The sequence below is a fragment of the Pseudomonas sp. QC2 genome, from assembly GCF_002859085.1.
GTDB lineage: Bacteria > Pseudomonadota > Gammaproteobacteria > Pseudomonadales > Pseudomonadaceae > Aquipseudomonas > Aquipseudomonas petroselini.
In genome coordinates this window covers 155,133-171,914 of the sequence record NZ_PKKS01000012.1, presented here as the reverse complement: position 1 = coordinate 171,914, position 16,782 = coordinate 155,133, and the positions used below count along the sequence as shown (strand labels likewise).

Sequence of the window (16,782 nt, the reverse complement as noted above, 5' to 3'; positions counted from 1 at the left end):
CTTCAAGCAGATTTCGGGATGAGGCGTTCGAACAACGCCTCCAATGTATTAAAGCGTTCTTCGGCACGTTCCATCGGTACCATGAACTTGAACAGCGTAGCCCCTTCGAACTTGTAGCGGTTGGGCTGGCCCTGGATCAGCCTGATCAGCACCAACGGGTCCACCGGCGTCTGCGCTTCGAACTCGATGCGCCCACCCTGCGGCCCGGCATCGACCTTCTTGATCCCCAATTGCTCAGCCTGCAATTTGAGCAGGGTCAGGCGCACCAGGTTCTTGGTCGGTTCCGGCAGCAGGCCGAAGCGGTCGATCATCTCCACTTGCAGGTCCTTGAGGCCTTCTTCGTCGGTGGCCGAGGCGATGCGTTTGTACAGGATCAGCCGCGCATGCACGTCCGGCAGGTAGTCTTCGGGGATCAGCGCCGGCAAGCGCAGGTTGATTTCCGGACCGCCGCCCAGCGGTTGATCAAGATTCGGTTGCTCGCCCTTGCGGATCGCTTTCACCGCGCGTTCAAGCATTTCCATATACAGGGTGAAACCGACCGCCTGGATCTGCCCGCTCTGGCCGTCGCCCAGCAGTTCGCCGGCACCACGGATTTCCAGGTCGTTGGTGGCCAGCACAAAACCGGCGCCCAGGTCCTGGGTGTTGGCGATGGCTTCCAGGCGCTTTTCCGCGTCGGAAGTGATCTGCTGGCGCGGTGGCGTGAGCAAATACGCATACGCCTGGTGGTGACTGCGCCCGACCCGGCCGCGCAACTGGTGCAGCTGCGCCAGGCCAAACTTGTCGGCGCGCTCGATGATGATGGTGTTGGCGCTCGGCACGTCGATGCCGGTCTCGATGATGGTCGAGGCGATCAGCACATTGAAGCGCTTGTGGTAGAAGTCGCTCATCACCTGTTCGAGATCGCGCTCGCGCATCTGTCCGTGGCCGATGGCAATGCGCGCTTCCGGTACCAGTTCGGCGAGGTCGGCGGCGCACTTCTCGATGGTCTTCACGTCGTTGTGCAGGTAGTACACCTGCCCGCCGCGCAGCAGTTCTCGCAGCAGCGCTTCTTTCACCGTGCTTTTGTTTTGCTCCATCACGAAGGTGCGCACCGACAAGCGACGCGCCGGTGGCGTGGCGATGATCGACAGGTCGCGCATGCCCGACACCGCCATGTTCAGTGTGCGCGGAATCGGCGTGGCAGTGAGGGTCAGAATGTCGACCTCGCTGCGCAGGGCCTTGAGTTGTTCCTTCTGGCGCACGCCAAAACGGTGTTCTTCGTCGATGATCACCAGGCCCAGGTTCTTGATCTTCACATCGTCCGACAGCAGCTTGTGCGTGCCGATCACGATGTCGATCTTGCCTTCGGCCAAATCGGCGATGGCTGCATTCACTTCCTTGGCCGACTTGAAGCGGCTCATCACTTCCACGGTCACCGGCCAGTCGGCAAAGCGGTCGCGGAAGCTGTTGTAGTGCTGCTGGGCGAGCAGGGTGGTGGGCACCAGGATCGCCACTTGCTTGCCGCCATGCACTGCAATGAAAGCCGCACGCATCGCCACTTCGGTCTTGCCGAAGCCGACGTCGCCGCATACCAGGCGGTCCATCGGCTTGGGCGCGAGCATGTCGGCGCGCACCGCTTCGATGGTGGTTTGCTGGTCGGGAGTTTCTTCGAAGGCGAAACCGGCGCTGAAGGTCGCGTAGTCGGCTTTCGGGTCGGCGAACGCATAACCTTCGCGCGCGGCGCGGCGTGCATAGATGTCGAGCAATTCGGCGGCAACGTCGCGCACCTGTTCGGCGGCTTTGCGCTTGGCTTTCTGCCAAGTCTCGGAGCCCAGGCGGTGCAGCGGTGCCAGGGCATCGTCGCTGCCGGTGTAACGGGCGATCAGGTGCAGGCTGGCCACCGGCACGTAGAGCTTGGCGCCCTCGGCGTATTCCATGGTGAGGAATTCGGCGGCCTGGTTATCGATCTCCAGGGTCTGCAGGCCCAGGTAGCGTCCGACGCCGTGGTCGATATGCACCACCGGCGCGCCTTCGCGCAATTCGGTGAGGTTCTTGATCACCGCGTCGTTGTTGGCGTCGGCGCGTTTTTCGCGGCGACGGCGTTGCATCACGCGCTGCCCGAACAGCGGGCTCTCGGCGATCAGCGCCAGCGCCGGGTCGTCCAGCAGCAGGCCTTCATCCAGCGGCGCGATGGTGATCGCCAAGCGTTCTTTGCTCTTGACGAAGTCCGGCCAGCTGTCGACGGTTTTCGGTCGCAGCTTCAGGCGTTCGAGCAGCTCCAGCAGCACTTCGCGGCGCCCGGCGGACTCGGCGGTAAACAGCACGCGGCCAGGGAAGTCGCCGAGGAAGTTGGACAGCGCTTCCAGCGGTTGCGTGGCTTTGGCCTGGATTGCCAGGTCCGGCAGTGTGCCCGCCGGGAAGCGCTCGCGGCCGCTGCCGGCGTCCACATCCTGTTGGCTGGCGACCACGCGGGGCCAGTTTTTAAGACGGGCAAAGCAGTCCTCCACCGGCAGGAACAACTCGGCGGGCGGTAATAACGGACGGGATGGATCGACGCGGCGTTCTTCGTAACGGTTACGCACGTCGTTCCAGAAGTTTTCCGCTGCTTGCTCGATACCCGGCAGCGAGAACACTTGGGTGTCCTGTGGCAGGTAGTCGAACAGGGTGGAGGTTTCGTCGAAGAACAGCGGCAGGTAGTACTCGATACCGGCCGGTGTAATCCCACTGCTCAAGTCCTGGAAGATCGGACAGCGACGGAAGTCGACGTCGAAGCGCTCACGGAAGCGCGCCTTGAAGCGCGTGACCGCATCTTTCTGTAATGGAAATTCCCGCGCAGGCAGCAGCTTGATCGAGTCGACTTTGTCGATGGATCGCTGGTTTTCTGGATCGAAGGTGCGCAGGGTCTCGATTTCGTCATCGAACAGGTCGATGCGGTACGGCAGTTTGCTGCCCATCGGGAACAGGTCGATCAGGGCCCCGCGCACTGCGAACTCACCGTGTTCGTACACGGTGTCGACGCAGCGGTAGCCGCTGGCTTCCAGGCGCGTGCGCATCTGCTCGACGTCGAGCTTCTGGCCGATATCCAAGACCAGGCTGCTGCCCAGCAGGAACTTGGTCGGCGCCAGGCGATGCAACGCGGTGGTGATCGGCACCACCAGCACGCCGTGGGCCAGTTCCGGCAGGCGGTACAGGCTGGCGATGCGCTGGGAAATGATGTCCTGGTGCGGCGAGAACAGGTCGTAGGGCAGGGTTTCCCAGTCGGGGAAATGCAGCACCGGCAAATCGGGGGCGAAGAAGCTCAGCTCCTGCTCCAACCGTTCGGCGCTTTGGCTGTCGGCGGTGAGCAGCAGGGTAAAGCGCTTGGCTGCGCTGGCAGCCTCGGCGATAGCCAGGCTCAGGGCGGCACCGGGCAGGTTGCCCCAGTGCTGTTTACCTGCCGCGGCAGGGAGAAGCGGTAGACGCAGAACGGGCACGGAAGGTTGAGCTCCAAGCGTTGCGACAAAGTCGGTAATTGTAACGGCCCAAGGTGCCGCCTGTCAGTTTCTGACTGAGCCTATTACGGTTTGTAGGAAATGTAGTGGCTAAGACAAACAATGGCGTGTTTTGACTCAATATGTAGTGCCGAAATGCGCGATTGTTTAGGAGGGTTACGGACAAGTTGGTCTGCGTCCCCAATGAGTGGCCTTCTGGAACCCGCGTATTTACTGGGCTGCAGCGCGGCGGTATTTTTTGGCAAGGGGTTTTTGTTGTAGGACGCGCATTGCTCCGAGGACGGTCGGGCGGCATAATGTAGCCCCTTTTTTCAGCCCCTACATGTGGAAGGTTCCCGTGACTCAGAAGCCCGACCAGTGTCTTGGTGAATGGATCGACCGTGAAGCACTCGCAGAAGCGATGATCCCGCTTATCGGTCAGCTGTACCGCAATAACAATGTGGTGAGCTCGATCTATGGCCGCAGCCTGATCAACCAGTCTGTCATCGCGATTCTCAAAGCCCACCGCTTTGCGCGTCACCGTTCCGCCGACGACAGCGAACTCTCCGTCCACGAAACATTCCCACTGCTCAAAGCCATGAGCGAGCTCAAGCTCGGCGCGGCCTCGGTAGACCTGGGCAAGCTGGCCTACAAATTCCGCAAAGAAGGCGCCGGCCGTACCGCTGAGCAGTTCGTGCGTGAAGAGATGGCCGATGTGGTTGGCCAGCAAAACGCCGCGGCCCGTAAAGGCACCGACGTTGTGCTGTACGGCTTCGGTCGTATCGGTCGCCTGCTGGCGCGCATCCTGATCGAAAAAACCGGTGGCGGCGACGGCCTGCGCCTGCGTGCCATCGTGGTGCGCAAAGGCGCCGAGAACGACCTGACCAAGCGTGCCAGCCTGCTGCGCCGCGATTCGGTACACGGTCCGTTCAACGGCACCATCGTCATCGACGAAGAAAACAACACCATTACCGCCAACGGTAACCTGATCCAGGTGATCTACGCGAAGAACCCGTCCGAGGTGGATTACACCCAGTACGGCATCAAGGACGCCTTGCTGGTGGATAACACCGGCGTATGGCGTGACGCCGAAGGCCTGGGCCAGCACTTGGCCTGCCCGGGTGTCGATCGCGTTGTCCTCACCGCGCCTGGCAAAGGCAAGCTGAAGAACATCGTTCACGGCATCAACCACGCTGAAATCACTGCTGACGACAAGATCGTGTCCGCCGCTTCCTGCACCACCAACGCCATCGTGCCGGTGCTGAAGGCAGTGAATGACAAGTTCGGCATCGTCAACGGCCACGTCGAAACCGTTCACTCGTACACCAACGACCAGAACCTGATCGACAACTTCCACAAGGGCGATCGTCGTGGCCGTAGCGCCGCGTTGAACATGGTGATCACCGAGACCGGTGCTGCCACCGCTGCTGCCAAGGCCCTGCCTGAGCTGGCCGGCAAGCTGACCGGTAACGCGATCCGTGTACCGACGCCGAACGTGTCGATGGCCATCCTCAACCTGAACCTTGAGAAAGCCGCCACCCGCGAAGAGATGAACGAGTACCTGCGCTACATGGCGCTGCACTCCGATCTGCACAAGCAAATCGACTTCGTCAATTCCCAGGAAGTGGTTTCCACCGACTTCGTTGGCTCGCGCCACGCCGGTGTGGTGGACGCGGAAGCGACCATCAGCCAAGACAACCGCGTTGTCCTGTACGTGTGGTACGACAACGAGTTCGGCTACAGCTGCCAGGTGGTTCGCGTGATGGAAGACATGGCTGGGGTCAACCCGCCTGCGTTCCCGCGCTAAGCATCAGCAATAAATGAAAAAGCCCCGACTGGTTCGGGGCTTTTTTATGGCTGGGGATTTTGTGCAGGCTGGCAGGGCCTCATCGGGGGCAAGCCCCCTCCCACAGTTGATCGCATTTCAATGTGGGAGGGGGCTTGCCCCCGATGGGCATAATTATCTGCACAACACTGTAGCAACCACGGTAACCAAGGTAACCACGATGCGAAGCGAGCCGCTGTTGATCTTGATCCTGCTTTTGATCTCAGGCGGCCCCCCAAATCCCTGTCGGATTACGGGCACACCGAGCGTGAGCGAGGTGCCGAGTGTTGGGGCAAGAGCGTTTTGCTTACTTTTGGGCTCCTTTCAAAAGTGACCCGCCGTAAGGGCGGAACCCATAGTGGCCGTTACCTAAATAACGGATATGTACCCAGTCTGATCCAACATCCTGGTCGTCTGCCAGGCCGCCAGCGGGACCAAGCTCCCTCGCCACAGGTCCCGCGCCATAGCCAGAATTGTGTAGATACCGATGCCCCGATGGGGCCCTCAGTCCACAAGCTTGCTGCGCAGGCTGTCGGACAACCCCTTGGGCGCCAACCAGATACCCAGGTAGGCCCTTGCCAGCGCGTCATTGCGGCTGCTGAACACCACTTGGCCATTGATCTCCAAATTCAGGCCACGGCCGGGACGAAAATCCAGGGCATATCGATCTCCGGCTTGGATATCACGAAAGCGGGTGTGTAGTTTTTCGATCTCTGGCTTCAGGCTTGCGCTGGTTTGCTGGCGCTCCAGGATGGCCGTGGCCGCCTTGATCACATCGCTGCGGTCGATATCGCGAAAGTAATACAACACAAGGCGCAGCGTCTTTTGCTGGTCCCACGCCTGCTTCGCACTCAGGTCCGCCGGGGCATACAGCGCGGCCGCGTACACATCCGCCCAGAGGTAAGTGAGCACCGCCTGGTTTTTCAGCACCAATGCCTGGGACTGTGCCGGGAAGTCGGCTTGCTTGAGCCGATCCGCCTCATTGGCGTGTGCGGTGATCGACAACATCAGCATTAAACAGAAAACTAGATGCCGCATAATGGCCCGTCCCGAAAAGATCCGTGGCTACAGGTTAATTCATTTTCCGGCAGCGGCAGGGTTCAGGGATAATCTGCGCTGTGTAGTAAAGGCAAGACTGGCCTACGACGCGACCAAGGGTTAATGTGCGCGGCGTTGCGCCTTATATAGACTGTGCCCCGGTTCACACACTTGAGCCAAATTGTCCTTCATGACCGCTGGCCGCGGCATGATTTAGCCCGGCGTCCAACCGTACGCCTGGCCTGTTCTGAGGAGTACGCATGGCTGTCTACAACTACGACGTGGTGGTACTGGGTTCCGGCCCGGCTGGAGAAGGTGCGGCGATGAACGCCGCGAAAGCAGGGCGCAAGGTGGCGATGGTCGATAGCCGTCGCCAGGTCGGCGGTAACTGCACCCACCTGGGCACCATCCCGTCCAAGGCCTTGCGTCACTCGGTGCGCCAGATCATGCAGTTCAATACCAACCCGATGTTCCGGGCCATTGGTGAGCCCCGCTGGTTCTCGTTCCCGGACGTGCTCAAAAGCGCCGAGAAAGTCATCTCCAAGCAGGTTGCTTCGCGTACCGGCTACTACGCCCGTAACCGCGTCGACCTGTTCTTCGGCACCGGCAGCTTCGCCGACGAGCAAACCGTCGAGGTGGTCTGCGCCAACGGCGTGGTCGAGAAGCTGGTGGCCAAGCACATCATCATCGCCACCGGTTCGCGCCCGTATCGCCCGGCGGACATCGATTTCCACCACCCGCGTATCTACGATAGCGACACCATCCTGAGCCTGGGCCACACCCCGCGTAAACTGATCATCTACGGCGCCGGTGTGATCGGCTGTGAATACGCCTCGATCTTCAGCGGCCTGGGTGTGCTGGTGGAGCTGGTGGATAACCGCGACCAGTTGCTGAGCTTCCTCGACTCGGAAATTTCCCAGGCGTTGAGCTACCACTTCAGCAACAACAACATCACCGTGCGCCACAACGAAGAGTACGAGCGGGTCGAAGGCCTGGACAACGGGGTGATCCTGCACCTCAAGTCCGGCAAGAAGATCAAGGCCGACGCCTTGTTGTGGTGCAACGGCCGTACCGGCAACACCGACAAGCTGGGCATGGAAAACATCGGGGTCAAGGTCAACAGCCGTGGCCAGATCGAGGTGGACGAGAACTACCGCACCTGCGTGACCAACATCTACGGCGCCGGTGACGTGATCGGCTGGCCGAGCCTGGCCAGTGCCGCGCACGACCAGGGCCGTTCGGCCGCTGGCAGCATCGTCGACAATGGCAGCTGGCGCTACGTGAACGACGTGCCGACCGGGATCTACACCATTCCGGAGATCAGCTCGATCGGCAAGAACGAGCACGAACTGACCAAGGCCAAGGTGCCTTACGAAGTGGGCAAGGCGTTCTTCAAGAGCATGGCGCGTGCGCAGATCGCCGGCGAGCCGCAAGGCATGCTGAAGATCCTGTTCCACCGTGAAACCCTGGAAGTCCTCGGCGTGCATTGCTTCGGCTACCAAGCCTCGGAAATCGTGCACATCGGCCAGGCGATCATGAGCCAGCCGGGTGAGCAAAATACCCTCAAGTATTTTGTGAACACCACGTTCAACTACCCGACCATGGCGGAAGCCTATCGGGTCGCGGCCTACGACGGCCTCAACCGGCTTTTTTGAGCGGCTCCGGCCGGTGGCCTGAGCCGGCCGGGGAGACCGATTTCAGTAATTCCCGAGAGTGGCAGTGGCCAAACCGGGAAAGTCTGTAATCAGGCTATCTACGCCGAAGTCGGCGAGCCTGCGCATCAGCGCGGGTTCGTTGACTGTCCACACGGACACGTGCAAGCCCTGGCGCTGGGCTTTTTCCAGACGCTCGGGGGTGCACAATGTCCAGTTCAACGCCAGATACTCACAGCCATAGTTCTGCGCGACCTTCAACGGGTCGAGCCAGGCATATTCGGCGACCAGGCCGCGTGACAGGTCTGGGGTGAGTTCAACCGCCGCTTTCAGCACTTCCCGCGAGCTTGAGGTCACGGTGACCTTGTCCATCAGACCGAAACGTACGGCCATCTCACGGATCGCCAGCACGGTGGTGGCGGCGCGGGTGCGCGAAGCGCTTTTGACTTCCAGTTGCCAATGATCGAAGTCGCACTGTTCGAACAGTTCTTCCAGGCGCGGGATCGGGCAGGGCTTGACCCAGCCCGGGCCGCCTTTGCGCGCGTCCATCTTCACCAGGTCTGCCGCCGAATACTCGACGACTTTGCCGCGCCGGTCGGCGGTGCGCTTGAGGGTCGGGTCGTGGATGACCATCAGCTCGCCGTCCATGGACAGGTGCAAATCCAGTTCGCAGCGGCGTACACCGTGCTTGAGGCACTCCTGGAAGCTGGTCAGGGTGTTTTCCGGTGCTTCGCCTTTGGCACCGCGGTGGCCGTAGATCAGGGTCACAGTTGCTCCTTTACGCCAGGTCGTCCGGCGGGGTGAATTCGAGAGTTCAGGTGTCTTGGGCGTCGCTTTGTTCCCGCGCCAGGCGCCGTTCCTGGGCCTGTTTCTGCAAGATGTAGCGCGCCAGCAGTTGGCGCTGGGCGTCGGTCATGGCTTCGAATTCCGTGCCGACGTCAAAGCCTGTGCCTTTGGGATCGCAATGGGTGACCCGCGCGCGCAGCAGCAGGCCGAGTGCCTGGGGCATCAGCACCAGCTTGAACGCCAAGTGGGCGCCGGCCGGCAGGGGCGTGGGGTGTTGGAAGTCGATGCCACCTTCGGAAATGATCACCGGCTGCGGAGCGCCGACCTCATCCAGCAAGCCGCGCGCCATGATCTGGCTGAGCAGGTCGACACGTTTGTTCTGCACACGCAGGAAGGCCGCGAGGGTGCGATCCTTCTCGCTGAGCTGGCGTAGCAGGTGCTGGGCCTCGAATTCACTCAGGTGCAGCTCGCTGAGCAGATTGAAGAGCGGCGAATCATCCAGCAACACTTCCTTGCTCGCTGCTTCGGGGGCAGACAGGCTTTTGATTTGGAGTGCGATCATGTCGTCGATACGGTAGTATTCGCGGCGCTCTTCTTCATCTAATGTCGACATGGCGAACCCCAGGTAACGGTAATGGTCTGAGTGTAAAGCTGCTTACCAGACCCCGCCACCGGGACGTCTTCTTTTCCTCCGAACAAGCCCCGACATGTTCAGACCTCTCTTCGTATTTATCGGCACGCGTTATACCCGTGCAAAGCGCCGCAATCATTTTGTGTCGTTCATTTCCCTCACCTCGATGATCGGGCTCGCCTTGGGCGTGGTCGTGATGATCGTGGTGCTGTCGGTGATGAACGGCTTCGATCATGAGATGCGCACCCGCGTGCTGGGCATGGTGCCCCACGCGACCATCGAGGGCGATGCGCCCATCAGCGACTGGCAAAGCCTGGCGGCCAAGGTCAAGCAGAACCCCAAGGTGCTGGCGGTTGCGCCCTTCACCCAGATGCAGGGGTTGCTGACCAACGACGGCAAGGTGCAGAAGATCCTGCTCAATGCCATCGACCCGGCCCAGGAACGCAACGTCTCGATCATCGACAAGTTCATGTTGCAGGGCAAGCTCGACGACCTGGCGCCCGGCAGCTTCGGCATCGTGATCGGCGACAAGGCGGCGGCCAAGCTCGGCGTGGGCCTCGGCGACAAGCTGACCTTCGTCGCGCCGGAAGTCACCGTGACCCCGGCCGGCATGTTCCCGCGCATGAAGCGCTTTACCGTGGTCGGCACCTTCCACGTTGGCGCCGGCGAGATCGACGGCTACCTCGGTCTGACCAACCTCACTGACCTGGCGCGCCTGCATCGCTGGCAGCCGGACCAAGTGCAGGGCCTGCGCCTGAAGTTCAACGACCTGTTCGACGCACCGCGCGGCGCCTGGGAAATCGCCCAGCACTTGGGTGAAAACCAGTACTACGCCCGCGACTGGACCCGTACCCACGGCAACCTGTACCAGGCCATCCGCATGGAAAAAGCCATGATCGGCCTGCTGTTGCTGCTGATCGTCGCCGTGGCGGCCTTCAACATCATCTCCACGCTGGTGATGGTGGTGAACGACAAGAAGGGCGATATCGCCATCCTGCGTACTCTCGGCGCCACGCCGGGGCAGATCATGGCGATCTTCATGGTGCAGGGCACCGTGATCGGCGTGGTCGGCACGTTGATCGGTACGGCCGTCGGCATTCTGGCTGCGTTGAACGTGAGTGCCGCCATCGCCGGCCTCGAAACCCTGATCGGCCACAAGTTTCTCAACGCCGACGTTTACTTCATCGACTACTTGCCGTCCCAGGTTCAGGCCCAGGACGTGTTGATGGTGGGCGGCGCTGCGTTGGTCCTGAGTTTCCTTGCCACCCTGTATCCAGCCTGGCGCGCGGCACGTACCCAGCCAGCACAGGCCTTACGTTATGAGTGAATCGGGCATGAGTGAAAAAGCAATCCTGAGCTGCCGCAACCTGGGCAAATCCTATGAGGAAGGCCCGGAATCGGTGGTGGTGTTGTCCAACCTGCAACTTGAGCTGCACCCTGGCGAACGCGTGGCGATCGTCGGCAGTTCCGGCTCCGGCAAAAGTACCTTGCTGAACCTGCTGGGCGGCCTTGATACGCCGTCCCAGGGCAGCGTGTGGCTGGCCGGTGAAGAGCTGTCGGCCCTCGGTGAGAAGGCTCGTGGGCAACTGCGCAACCGTTCGTTGGGCTTTGTGTACCAGTTCCACCATTTACTGCCGGAATTCACCGCCCTGGAAAACGTGTGCATGCCGCTGTTGATCGGCAAGACCGCGATCCCGCAAGCCCGCCAGCGTGCCCAGGCCCTGCTGGAGCGTGTCGGCCTCGGCCATCGCCTGGAGCACAAGCCGGCGGAGCTGTCCGGCGGCGAGCGTCAGCGTGTGGCGATTGCCCGTGCCCTGGTCAACAACCCAGGCCTGGTGATGCTCGATGAGCCCACCGGCAACCTCGACTCCCACACCGCCCAGGGCATCAAGGACTTGATGCTGGAACTGAGCACCCAGATGCGCACCGCGTTCCTGGTGGTGACCCATGACATGAGCATGGCCCGGCAGATGGACCGCGTGTTGCATCTGCAGGAAGGTCATCTGGTCGCCATCTGACCCGTTTCAAGCCCGGCGCCTTAAGCGCTGGGCTTTTTCATTTTTTCAACGGTGCCCGCGAATGTTCAGACCGTTATCGATTTTCATCGGCACGCGCTATACCCGCGCCAAGCGCCGCAACCGTTTTGTCTCGTTTATCTCGATGACCTCGATGATCGGCCTCGCCCTGGGCGTGCTGGCGATGATCGTGGTGCTGTCGGTGATGAACGGCTTCCAGCGCGAAATGAGCTCGCGCATCCTTGGCATGGTGCCCCACGCGACCATCGTCGGCGTGAACCCGATCAACGATTGGCAGCCCGTGGCCGCCGCCGCGATGAAGAACCCGGAAGTGACCGCGGCAGTGCCCTTCACGCAGATGGACGGCATGTTCTCCTACAAGGGCGCCATGCAGCCGATCGAGATCAGCGGCATCGACCCGGCACAGGAAGGCAAGGTGTCGATCGTGGCCCAGCATATCGTGCGCGGCAAACTGGATGACCTGAAGCCTGGCGAGTTCGGCGTGGTGGTCGGCGAAATCACCGCCCGGCGCTTCCGCCTCAACGTGGGCGACAAGTTGACCCTGATCGTGCCGGAAATCAGCACCGCACCGGGGGGCATCACCCCGCGCATGCAGCGCTTGAACGTGGTGGGGATCTTCAAGGTCGGCGCCGAACTGGACGGCTCCATGGCCATGATCCACATGGCCGACGCCGCAGAGATCCAGCATTGGCAGCCGAACCAGGTGCAAAGCGTGCGCCTGGCGGTGAAAGACCTGTATGCGGCGCCCAAGGTCTCGGCGGACATCGCCGCCAGCCTGGGCGCCGGCTACAAGCCGGATGACTGGACCCACACCCAGGGCAGCCTGTTCAGCGCAATGAAAATGGAAAAGACCATGATCGGCTTGCTGTTGCTGATGATCGTCGCCGTGGCTGCGTTCAACATCATTGCTACGCTGATTATGGTGGTAAACGACAAGGGCGCGGACATCGCGATCCTGCGTACCATCGGCGCGACGCCGCGGCAGATCATGGCGATCTTCATGGTGCAGGGCACCGTGATCGGTGTCGTCGGTACCTTGATCGGCGGCATCCTGGGTGTGATTGCGGCGCTGAATGTGAGTGAGCTGGTGGGCTGGCTGGAACGGGTTACCGGGCAGCATATCTTCAGTTCGGATGTGTATTTTGTCAGCAATCTGCCTTCGGAGCTGCAAGGCGGGGATGTGCTGCTGATCTGCACGGCCGGGTTTGTGTTGAGCTTTTTGGCGACGATTTATCCGGCGTATCGGGCGGCGAAGATTGAGCCGGCGCATGCCTTGAGATATTCGTAAGATTCAAGACCGCTATCGGGGGCAAGCCCCCTCCCACATTGTGAAGCGTGAATATATTCAAACTGTGGGAGGGGGCTTGCCCCCGATAGGGCCGGTACCGCTTGCATCAATCTCCGGCGGGCAACTCAATCACAAACCGCGTCCACCCCGCCCCAGACTCACAATAAATCCTCCCTCCATGCGCCCGCACAATCGACTGGGTAATCGCCAACCCCAGCCCCGCATGCTCGCTGCTGCCTTCATGCCGCGCCGGGTCCGCCCGGTAGAACCGATCAAACAACCTCGGTAACAACTGTGCTGGAATGCCTGCTCCGGTGTTTTCAACCGTGAGCGTCACGCCGTCCACCATGCGCACCCGCACTTCGCCGCCCGCTGGAGTAAACCGCAGGGCGTTATCGAGCAGGTTCGACAGCGCCCGGCGCAACATGCCGCGATCACCCATCGTGTGCGCTGTGCCTTCGCGCACCAGGCTGACGTGGGCGTCTTCGGCCAGCAACGCGAAAAACTCCAGCAACGCCTCCACTTCATCTGCCAGCGCCAGAGGCTCGCGCTTAGGCACCAGCAATCCATGATCCGCCTTGGCCAGGTACAACATGTCATTGACCAACTGCGCCATCCATTGCAGCTCTTCCAGGTTGCTGTGCAACGCCTCGCGGTAATCCTCCAGCGGCCGTGGCTGAGTGAGGATGACCTGGGTCTGGGTCAGCAGGTTCGATAACGGCGTGCGCAGTTCGTGGGCGATGTCGGCGGAGAACGCCGAAAGACGCTGGAACGCATCGTCCAGGCGGCCGAGCATGGCGTTGAAGGTTTGAGCCAGTTCGGCCAGTTCCACCGGCATGTGCTGCTGGGGCAGGCGCTGCGTCAGGGAGTGGGCAGACACACTCGCGGCCACTTCCCCCATGCGTCGTAACGGTCGCAGGCCACTGCGGGCGGCCCATGCACCGAGCAGGGCGGTCGCCAGGGCTGACAGGCCGACGGTGAGCCAGATCAGATGCTGCATGCGTTGCAGGAAATGCTGGTGGTGAGTGATATCGAGCACCAGCGTCAACTGTGGCGAGTCGGGTTGGTTTGCCCGCAACGGTGTGTTGTAGACGCGGTAGTCGGTGCCGGCGTTTTGCAGGCTGTGCAGGCCGGGGCCGGTGGGCAGATTGACGCCGGGCGCAGCGTCAAACCAGCGCTGGCCTTGGGCGGTGACGCGCAGCGCCAGCTCGGGTTGGCGATTGAGCTCGGCGCGCAGTTGGGCTTCACGTTGCGCGAACAATTCTGGCGAGTCGACACCCTGCAACGTGCTGCGCAGCGCCACCAACTGGCTGTCGAGCTGTTGCTGGTCCAGCTCAATGAAGTGCGCCTCGCTGGCGCGGTTGAACAGCACGCCCGCGATCAGCGACACCACCGCCGTGCAGGCCGCGAACAGCAGCGCCAGGCGACTGGCCAGGGACAGGCGCTTGATCAATTGACGCGCTCCTCCAGCACATAACCCATGCCGCGCACGGTGTGGATCAATTTATTCGGGAAGTTATCGTCGACTTTCAGGCGCAGGCGGCGGATTGCCACTTCGATAATGTTGGTGTCGCTGTCGAAGTTCATGTCCCACACCTGGGAGGCGATCAGCGATTTGGGCAGCACTTCGCCCTGGCGGCGCAGCAGCAGTTCGAGCAGGGAAAACTCCTTGGCCGTCAGGTCGATGCGCTGGCCGTCCCGCTCGACGCGACGGCGGATCAGGTCCAGGCGCAAATCGGCCAGTTGCAAGGCGGTTTCCTGCGGCGTGCTACCGCCACGGCGCAACAGGCTGCGCACGCGCGCCAGCAGTTCGGAGAAGGCGAAGGGTTTGACCAAGTAATCGTCGGCACCCAGTTCCAGGCCGTGCACGCGGTCTTCCACGGCGTCGCGGGCGGTCAGGAACAGTACCGGGATGTCCAGGCCTGCCGTGCGCACGGCCTGGAGGATCTGCCAGCCATCACGGCCCGGCAGCATCACATCGAGGATCAACAGGTCGTAGGCTCCGGTCAGTGCCAGGTGCTGACCGCTGGTACCGTCGGCCACCAGTTCGGTGGTAAACCCCGCCTCCGTCAGGCCCTGGCGCAGGTACTGGCCGGTTTTGGGTTGGTCTTCGACGATCAGCAGTTTCATGGGCGGCTCTTGGCAACGGGTGACGACGGCTTTATACCCTGGGGGCCAGGGCAGGGGGGTAACCTGACAAAGTTGTAATCTAGCAGTCAGTTGGCTGGCAGCGGCGCACGCTTAGAGTGTGCCTCAGATGAGTCAGATATTTTGGAGAAGACAGATGGCATTGCGTAAACCCCTGTTGTTGGCGACGTGCCTGCTGGCGTTGAGTGTTGAGGCGATGGCTGATGCCGCCCATACCTATGCGTTCGGCGAGGCTGCGCCCGCGAGCAAGGCCACGCGTACCGTGGAAGTGACGCTGCAGGACATTTCCTTTTCGCCCAAGTCCATTGACGTAAAAGCCGGTGAGACGGTGCGCTTTGTACTGGTCAACAAGGGCCAGTTGCTGCACGAATTCAACCTGGGCGATGCGGCAATGCACGCCGAGCATCAGAAGGAAATGTTGCAGATGCAGGCCAGTGGCATGCTCACTTCCACGGGCATGGGCAAGATGGATCATAGCGCCATGGGCCATGGTGATATGAAACACGACGATCCCAATAGCGTATTGGTCGAGCCCGGCAAAACCGCCGAGCTGACCTGGACCTTCACCAAGGCCACGGGCCTGGAGTTTGCCTGCAACCTGCCGGGGCATTACCAGGCGGGCATGGTCGGCACGCTCAACGTCGATTGATCCGCTGGCGCTTAGGCGCGGGGGCAAAGGCTGGTAGACTGGCGCGGTTTATTTAGCCAGGTTTCCGCCATGCATCCCGCAGCCGAACATTCGCCGCTGGGCAAGTCCAGTGAATACATCTCCACCTACACACCTTCGTTGTTGTTCCCGATCCCGCGTGCGGCCAAATGGGCCGAACTGGGCCTGAGCGCCGAGACCCTGCCTTACAAGGGCGTGGATTTCTGGAACTGCTTCGAACTGTCCTGGCTGCTGCCGTCGGGCAAGCCGGTGGTGGCCATCGGTGAATTCAGCATCCCGGCCGACTCGCCGAACATCATCGAGTCCAAGTCGTTCAAGCTCTACCTCAACTCGCTCAACCAGACCGCGTTTGCCGATACGGCAAGCCTGGAAGCCACCCTGCGCATCGACCTCAGCGCCGCTGCCGGCAAGCCTGTGACCGTGCGTATTCGCACCTTGGCTGAAAGTGAAGCTGAAGGCGTAATGGCGTTGCCCGGCGTGTGCATCGATGATTTGGATATCAGTGTCAGCAACTACGAGCACCCACGCCCGGAACTGCTGCGTTGCGATGATGCGCGCGTTGTCGAGGAGAGCGTGCACAGCCACCTGCTCAAATCCAACTGCCCGGTGACCAGCCAGCCTGACTGGGGCAGCGTCGTGGTGGAATACCGTGGTCATGCGCTGGATCACGCCAGCCTGCTGGAATACATCGTGAGCTTTCGCCAGCACTCGGACTTCCATGAACAGTGCGTGGAGCGCATCTTCCTGGACTTGCAGCGCTTGCTGAAGCCGGAGAAGTTGACGGTGTATGCGCGGTATGTGCGGCGGGGTGGGCTGGATATCAACCCGTATCGCAGTACTGAGGATGTCGCGTTCCAGAACGTGCGCCTGGCTCGCCAGTAAACAACTGTGGGAGTGGGCTTGCCCCCTCCCACATTGGGATCTGCGCTGGGCTGGCGCGCAGATTAAATTCCCATGCTGCCCAGCGTGTTCATGATATTGCGCAATGTCCCGGAAATCACCGGGTGCTCGGCGTCGAACTCTATGGCTGCTTGATTCACATCATCGGAAATACTGGGTGTCTGAGTCGCCGGTTCAAGTTCAAGTTGTAACTCAAACTTGGCAATCAAAGCCTCCAGTGCTTCACGCTTCTCTTCCGACAGCGGCGGATCCTGTTCCAATTGCCCGCGCAGGATCTCGACCTGTTCTTCCAGTTTTTTGCGATCAGGCATGACATGTTTCCTTTTATCGATAGTCACTGGCATAGACCGCGGCACGCCGAG

At 61.3% G+C, this 16,782-nt stretch carries 14 protein-coding genes; 7 read left to right on the top strand and 7 right to left on the bottom strand.

Going from position 1 to position 16,782, the window contains the following annotated elements; translation table 11 throughout:
* Positions 1-2: 2 nt before the first annotated feature.
* Positions 3-3,452: a transcription-repair coupling factor gene (mfd, locus tag QCBJ_RS12480; RefSeq protein ID WP_012722854.1), complete on the bottom strand. Its 3,450-nt coding sequence runs from the start codon at positions 3,450-3,452 to the stop codon at positions 3-5.
* A 340-nt stretch (positions 3,453-3,792) separates the two neighbouring features.
* Between mfd and QCBJ_RS12475 the strand changes: the two genes are divergently transcribed.
* Positions 3,793-5,256: a glyceraldehyde-3-phosphate dehydrogenase gene (locus QCBJ_RS12475; RefSeq protein ID WP_012722855.1), complete on the top strand. Its 1,464-nt coding sequence runs from the start codon at positions 3,793-3,795 to the stop codon at positions 5,254-5,256.
* A 522-nt stretch (positions 5,257-5,778) separates the two neighbouring features.
* Here QCBJ_RS12475 and QCBJ_RS12470 read toward each other — a convergent pair.
* The gene (locus tag QCBJ_RS12470; protein WP_102060929.1) at positions 5,779-6,312 is read right to left on the bottom strand and encodes a chalcone isomerase family protein; all 534 of its coding nucleotides are present in this window, start codon (positions 6,310-6,312) and stop codon (positions 5,779-5,781) included.
* A 260-nt stretch (positions 6,313-6,572) separates the two neighbouring features.
* On the opposite strand from QCBJ_RS12470, the gene sthA reads away from it, so the two are divergent.
* Positions 6,573-7,967 (top strand): Si-specific NAD(P)(+) transhydrogenase, encoded by a 1,395-nt coding sequence (gene sthA / locus QCBJ_RS12465; RefSeq protein ID WP_012722857.1) that lies wholly within the window; start codon positions 6,573-6,575, stop codon positions 7,965-7,967.
* Between the two features lie 42 nt (positions 7,968-8,009).
* Here sthA and QCBJ_RS12460 read toward each other — a convergent pair whose 3' ends face one another.
* Complete coding sequence (locus tag QCBJ_RS12460) at positions 8,010-8,732, bottom strand: glycerophosphodiester phosphodiesterase (protein WP_012722858.1); 723 nt, start codon at positions 8,730-8,732, stop codon at positions 8,010-8,012.
* A gap of 46 nt (positions 8,733-8,778) precedes the next feature.
* Entirely contained in the window at positions 8,779-9,363 is a 585-nt protein-coding gene (locus QCBJ_RS12455) for a PilZ domain-containing protein (protein WP_102060928.1), read from the bottom strand.
* 94 nt (positions 9,364-9,457) lie between these two features.
* Here QCBJ_RS12455 and QCBJ_RS12450 point away from each other — a divergent pair, with 94 nt between their 5' ends.
* The 3 genes from QCBJ_RS12450 (at position 9,458) to QCBJ_RS12440 (ending at position 12,705) form a co-directional block, all read left to right on the top strand.
* Positions 9,458-10,708 carry a lipoprotein-releasing ABC transporter permease subunit gene (locus QCBJ_RS12450; protein ID WP_012722860.1) on the top strand — a complete coding sequence of 417 codons (1,251 nt, stop codon included), beginning with the start codon at positions 9,458-9,460 and terminating at the stop codon, positions 10,706-10,708.
* Between the two features lie 7 nt (positions 10,709-10,715).
* Positions 10,716-11,399, top strand: a complete 684-nt coding sequence (gene lolD, locus QCBJ_RS12445) for a lipoprotein-releasing ABC transporter ATP-binding protein LolD (protein WP_012722861.1) — start codon at positions 10,716-10,718, stop codon at positions 11,397-11,399.
* Positions 11,400-11,460: 61 nt separating this feature from the next.
* The gene (locus tag QCBJ_RS12440) at positions 11,461-12,705 is read left to right on the top strand and encodes a lipoprotein-releasing ABC transporter permease subunit (RefSeq protein WP_012722862.1); all 1,245 of its coding nucleotides are present in this window, start codon (positions 11,461-11,463) and stop codon (positions 12,703-12,705) included.
* A 106-nt stretch (positions 12,706-12,811) separates the two neighbouring features.
* On the opposite strand, the gene QCBJ_RS12435 is transcribed toward QCBJ_RS12440, so the two are convergent.
* A complete protein-coding gene (locus QCBJ_RS12435; protein ID WP_102060927.1) occupies positions 12,812-14,158 on the bottom strand; it encodes a heavy metal sensor histidine kinase in 1,347 nt (448 codons plus the stop codon).
* Complete coding sequence (locus tag QCBJ_RS12430) at positions 14,155-14,835, bottom strand: heavy metal response regulator transcription factor (protein WP_102060926.1); 681 nt, start codon at positions 14,833-14,835, stop codon at positions 14,155-14,157. Before QCBJ_RS12430 ends, QCBJ_RS12435 begins: the two co-directional genes overlap by 4 nt.
* A gap of 154 nt (positions 14,836-14,989) precedes the next feature.
* On the opposite strand from QCBJ_RS12430, the gene QCBJ_RS12425 reads away from it, so the two are divergent.
* Together QCBJ_RS12425 and queF are read left to right on the top strand one after the other, a co-directional pair.
* Positions 14,990-15,502: a plastocyanin/azurin family copper-binding protein gene (locus tag QCBJ_RS12425; protein WP_043204967.1), complete on the top strand. Its 513-nt coding sequence runs from the start codon at positions 14,990-14,992 to the stop codon at positions 15,500-15,502.
* A 69-nt stretch (positions 15,503-15,571) separates the two neighbouring features.
* The gene (gene queF / locus QCBJ_RS12420) at positions 15,572-16,402 is read left to right on the top strand and encodes an NADPH-dependent 7-cyano-7-deazaguanine reductase QueF (protein ID WP_102060925.1); all 831 of its coding nucleotides are present in this window, start codon (positions 15,572-15,574) and stop codon (positions 16,400-16,402) included.
* Between the two features lie 62 nt (positions 16,403-16,464).
* Here queF and QCBJ_RS12415 read toward each other — a convergent pair whose 3' ends face one another.
* Positions 16,465-16,731 (bottom strand): DUF4404 family protein, encoded by a 267-nt coding sequence (locus QCBJ_RS12415; protein ID WP_012722867.1) that lies wholly within the window; start codon positions 16,729-16,731, stop codon positions 16,465-16,467.
* Positions 16,732-16,782 lie beyond the last annotated feature (51 nt).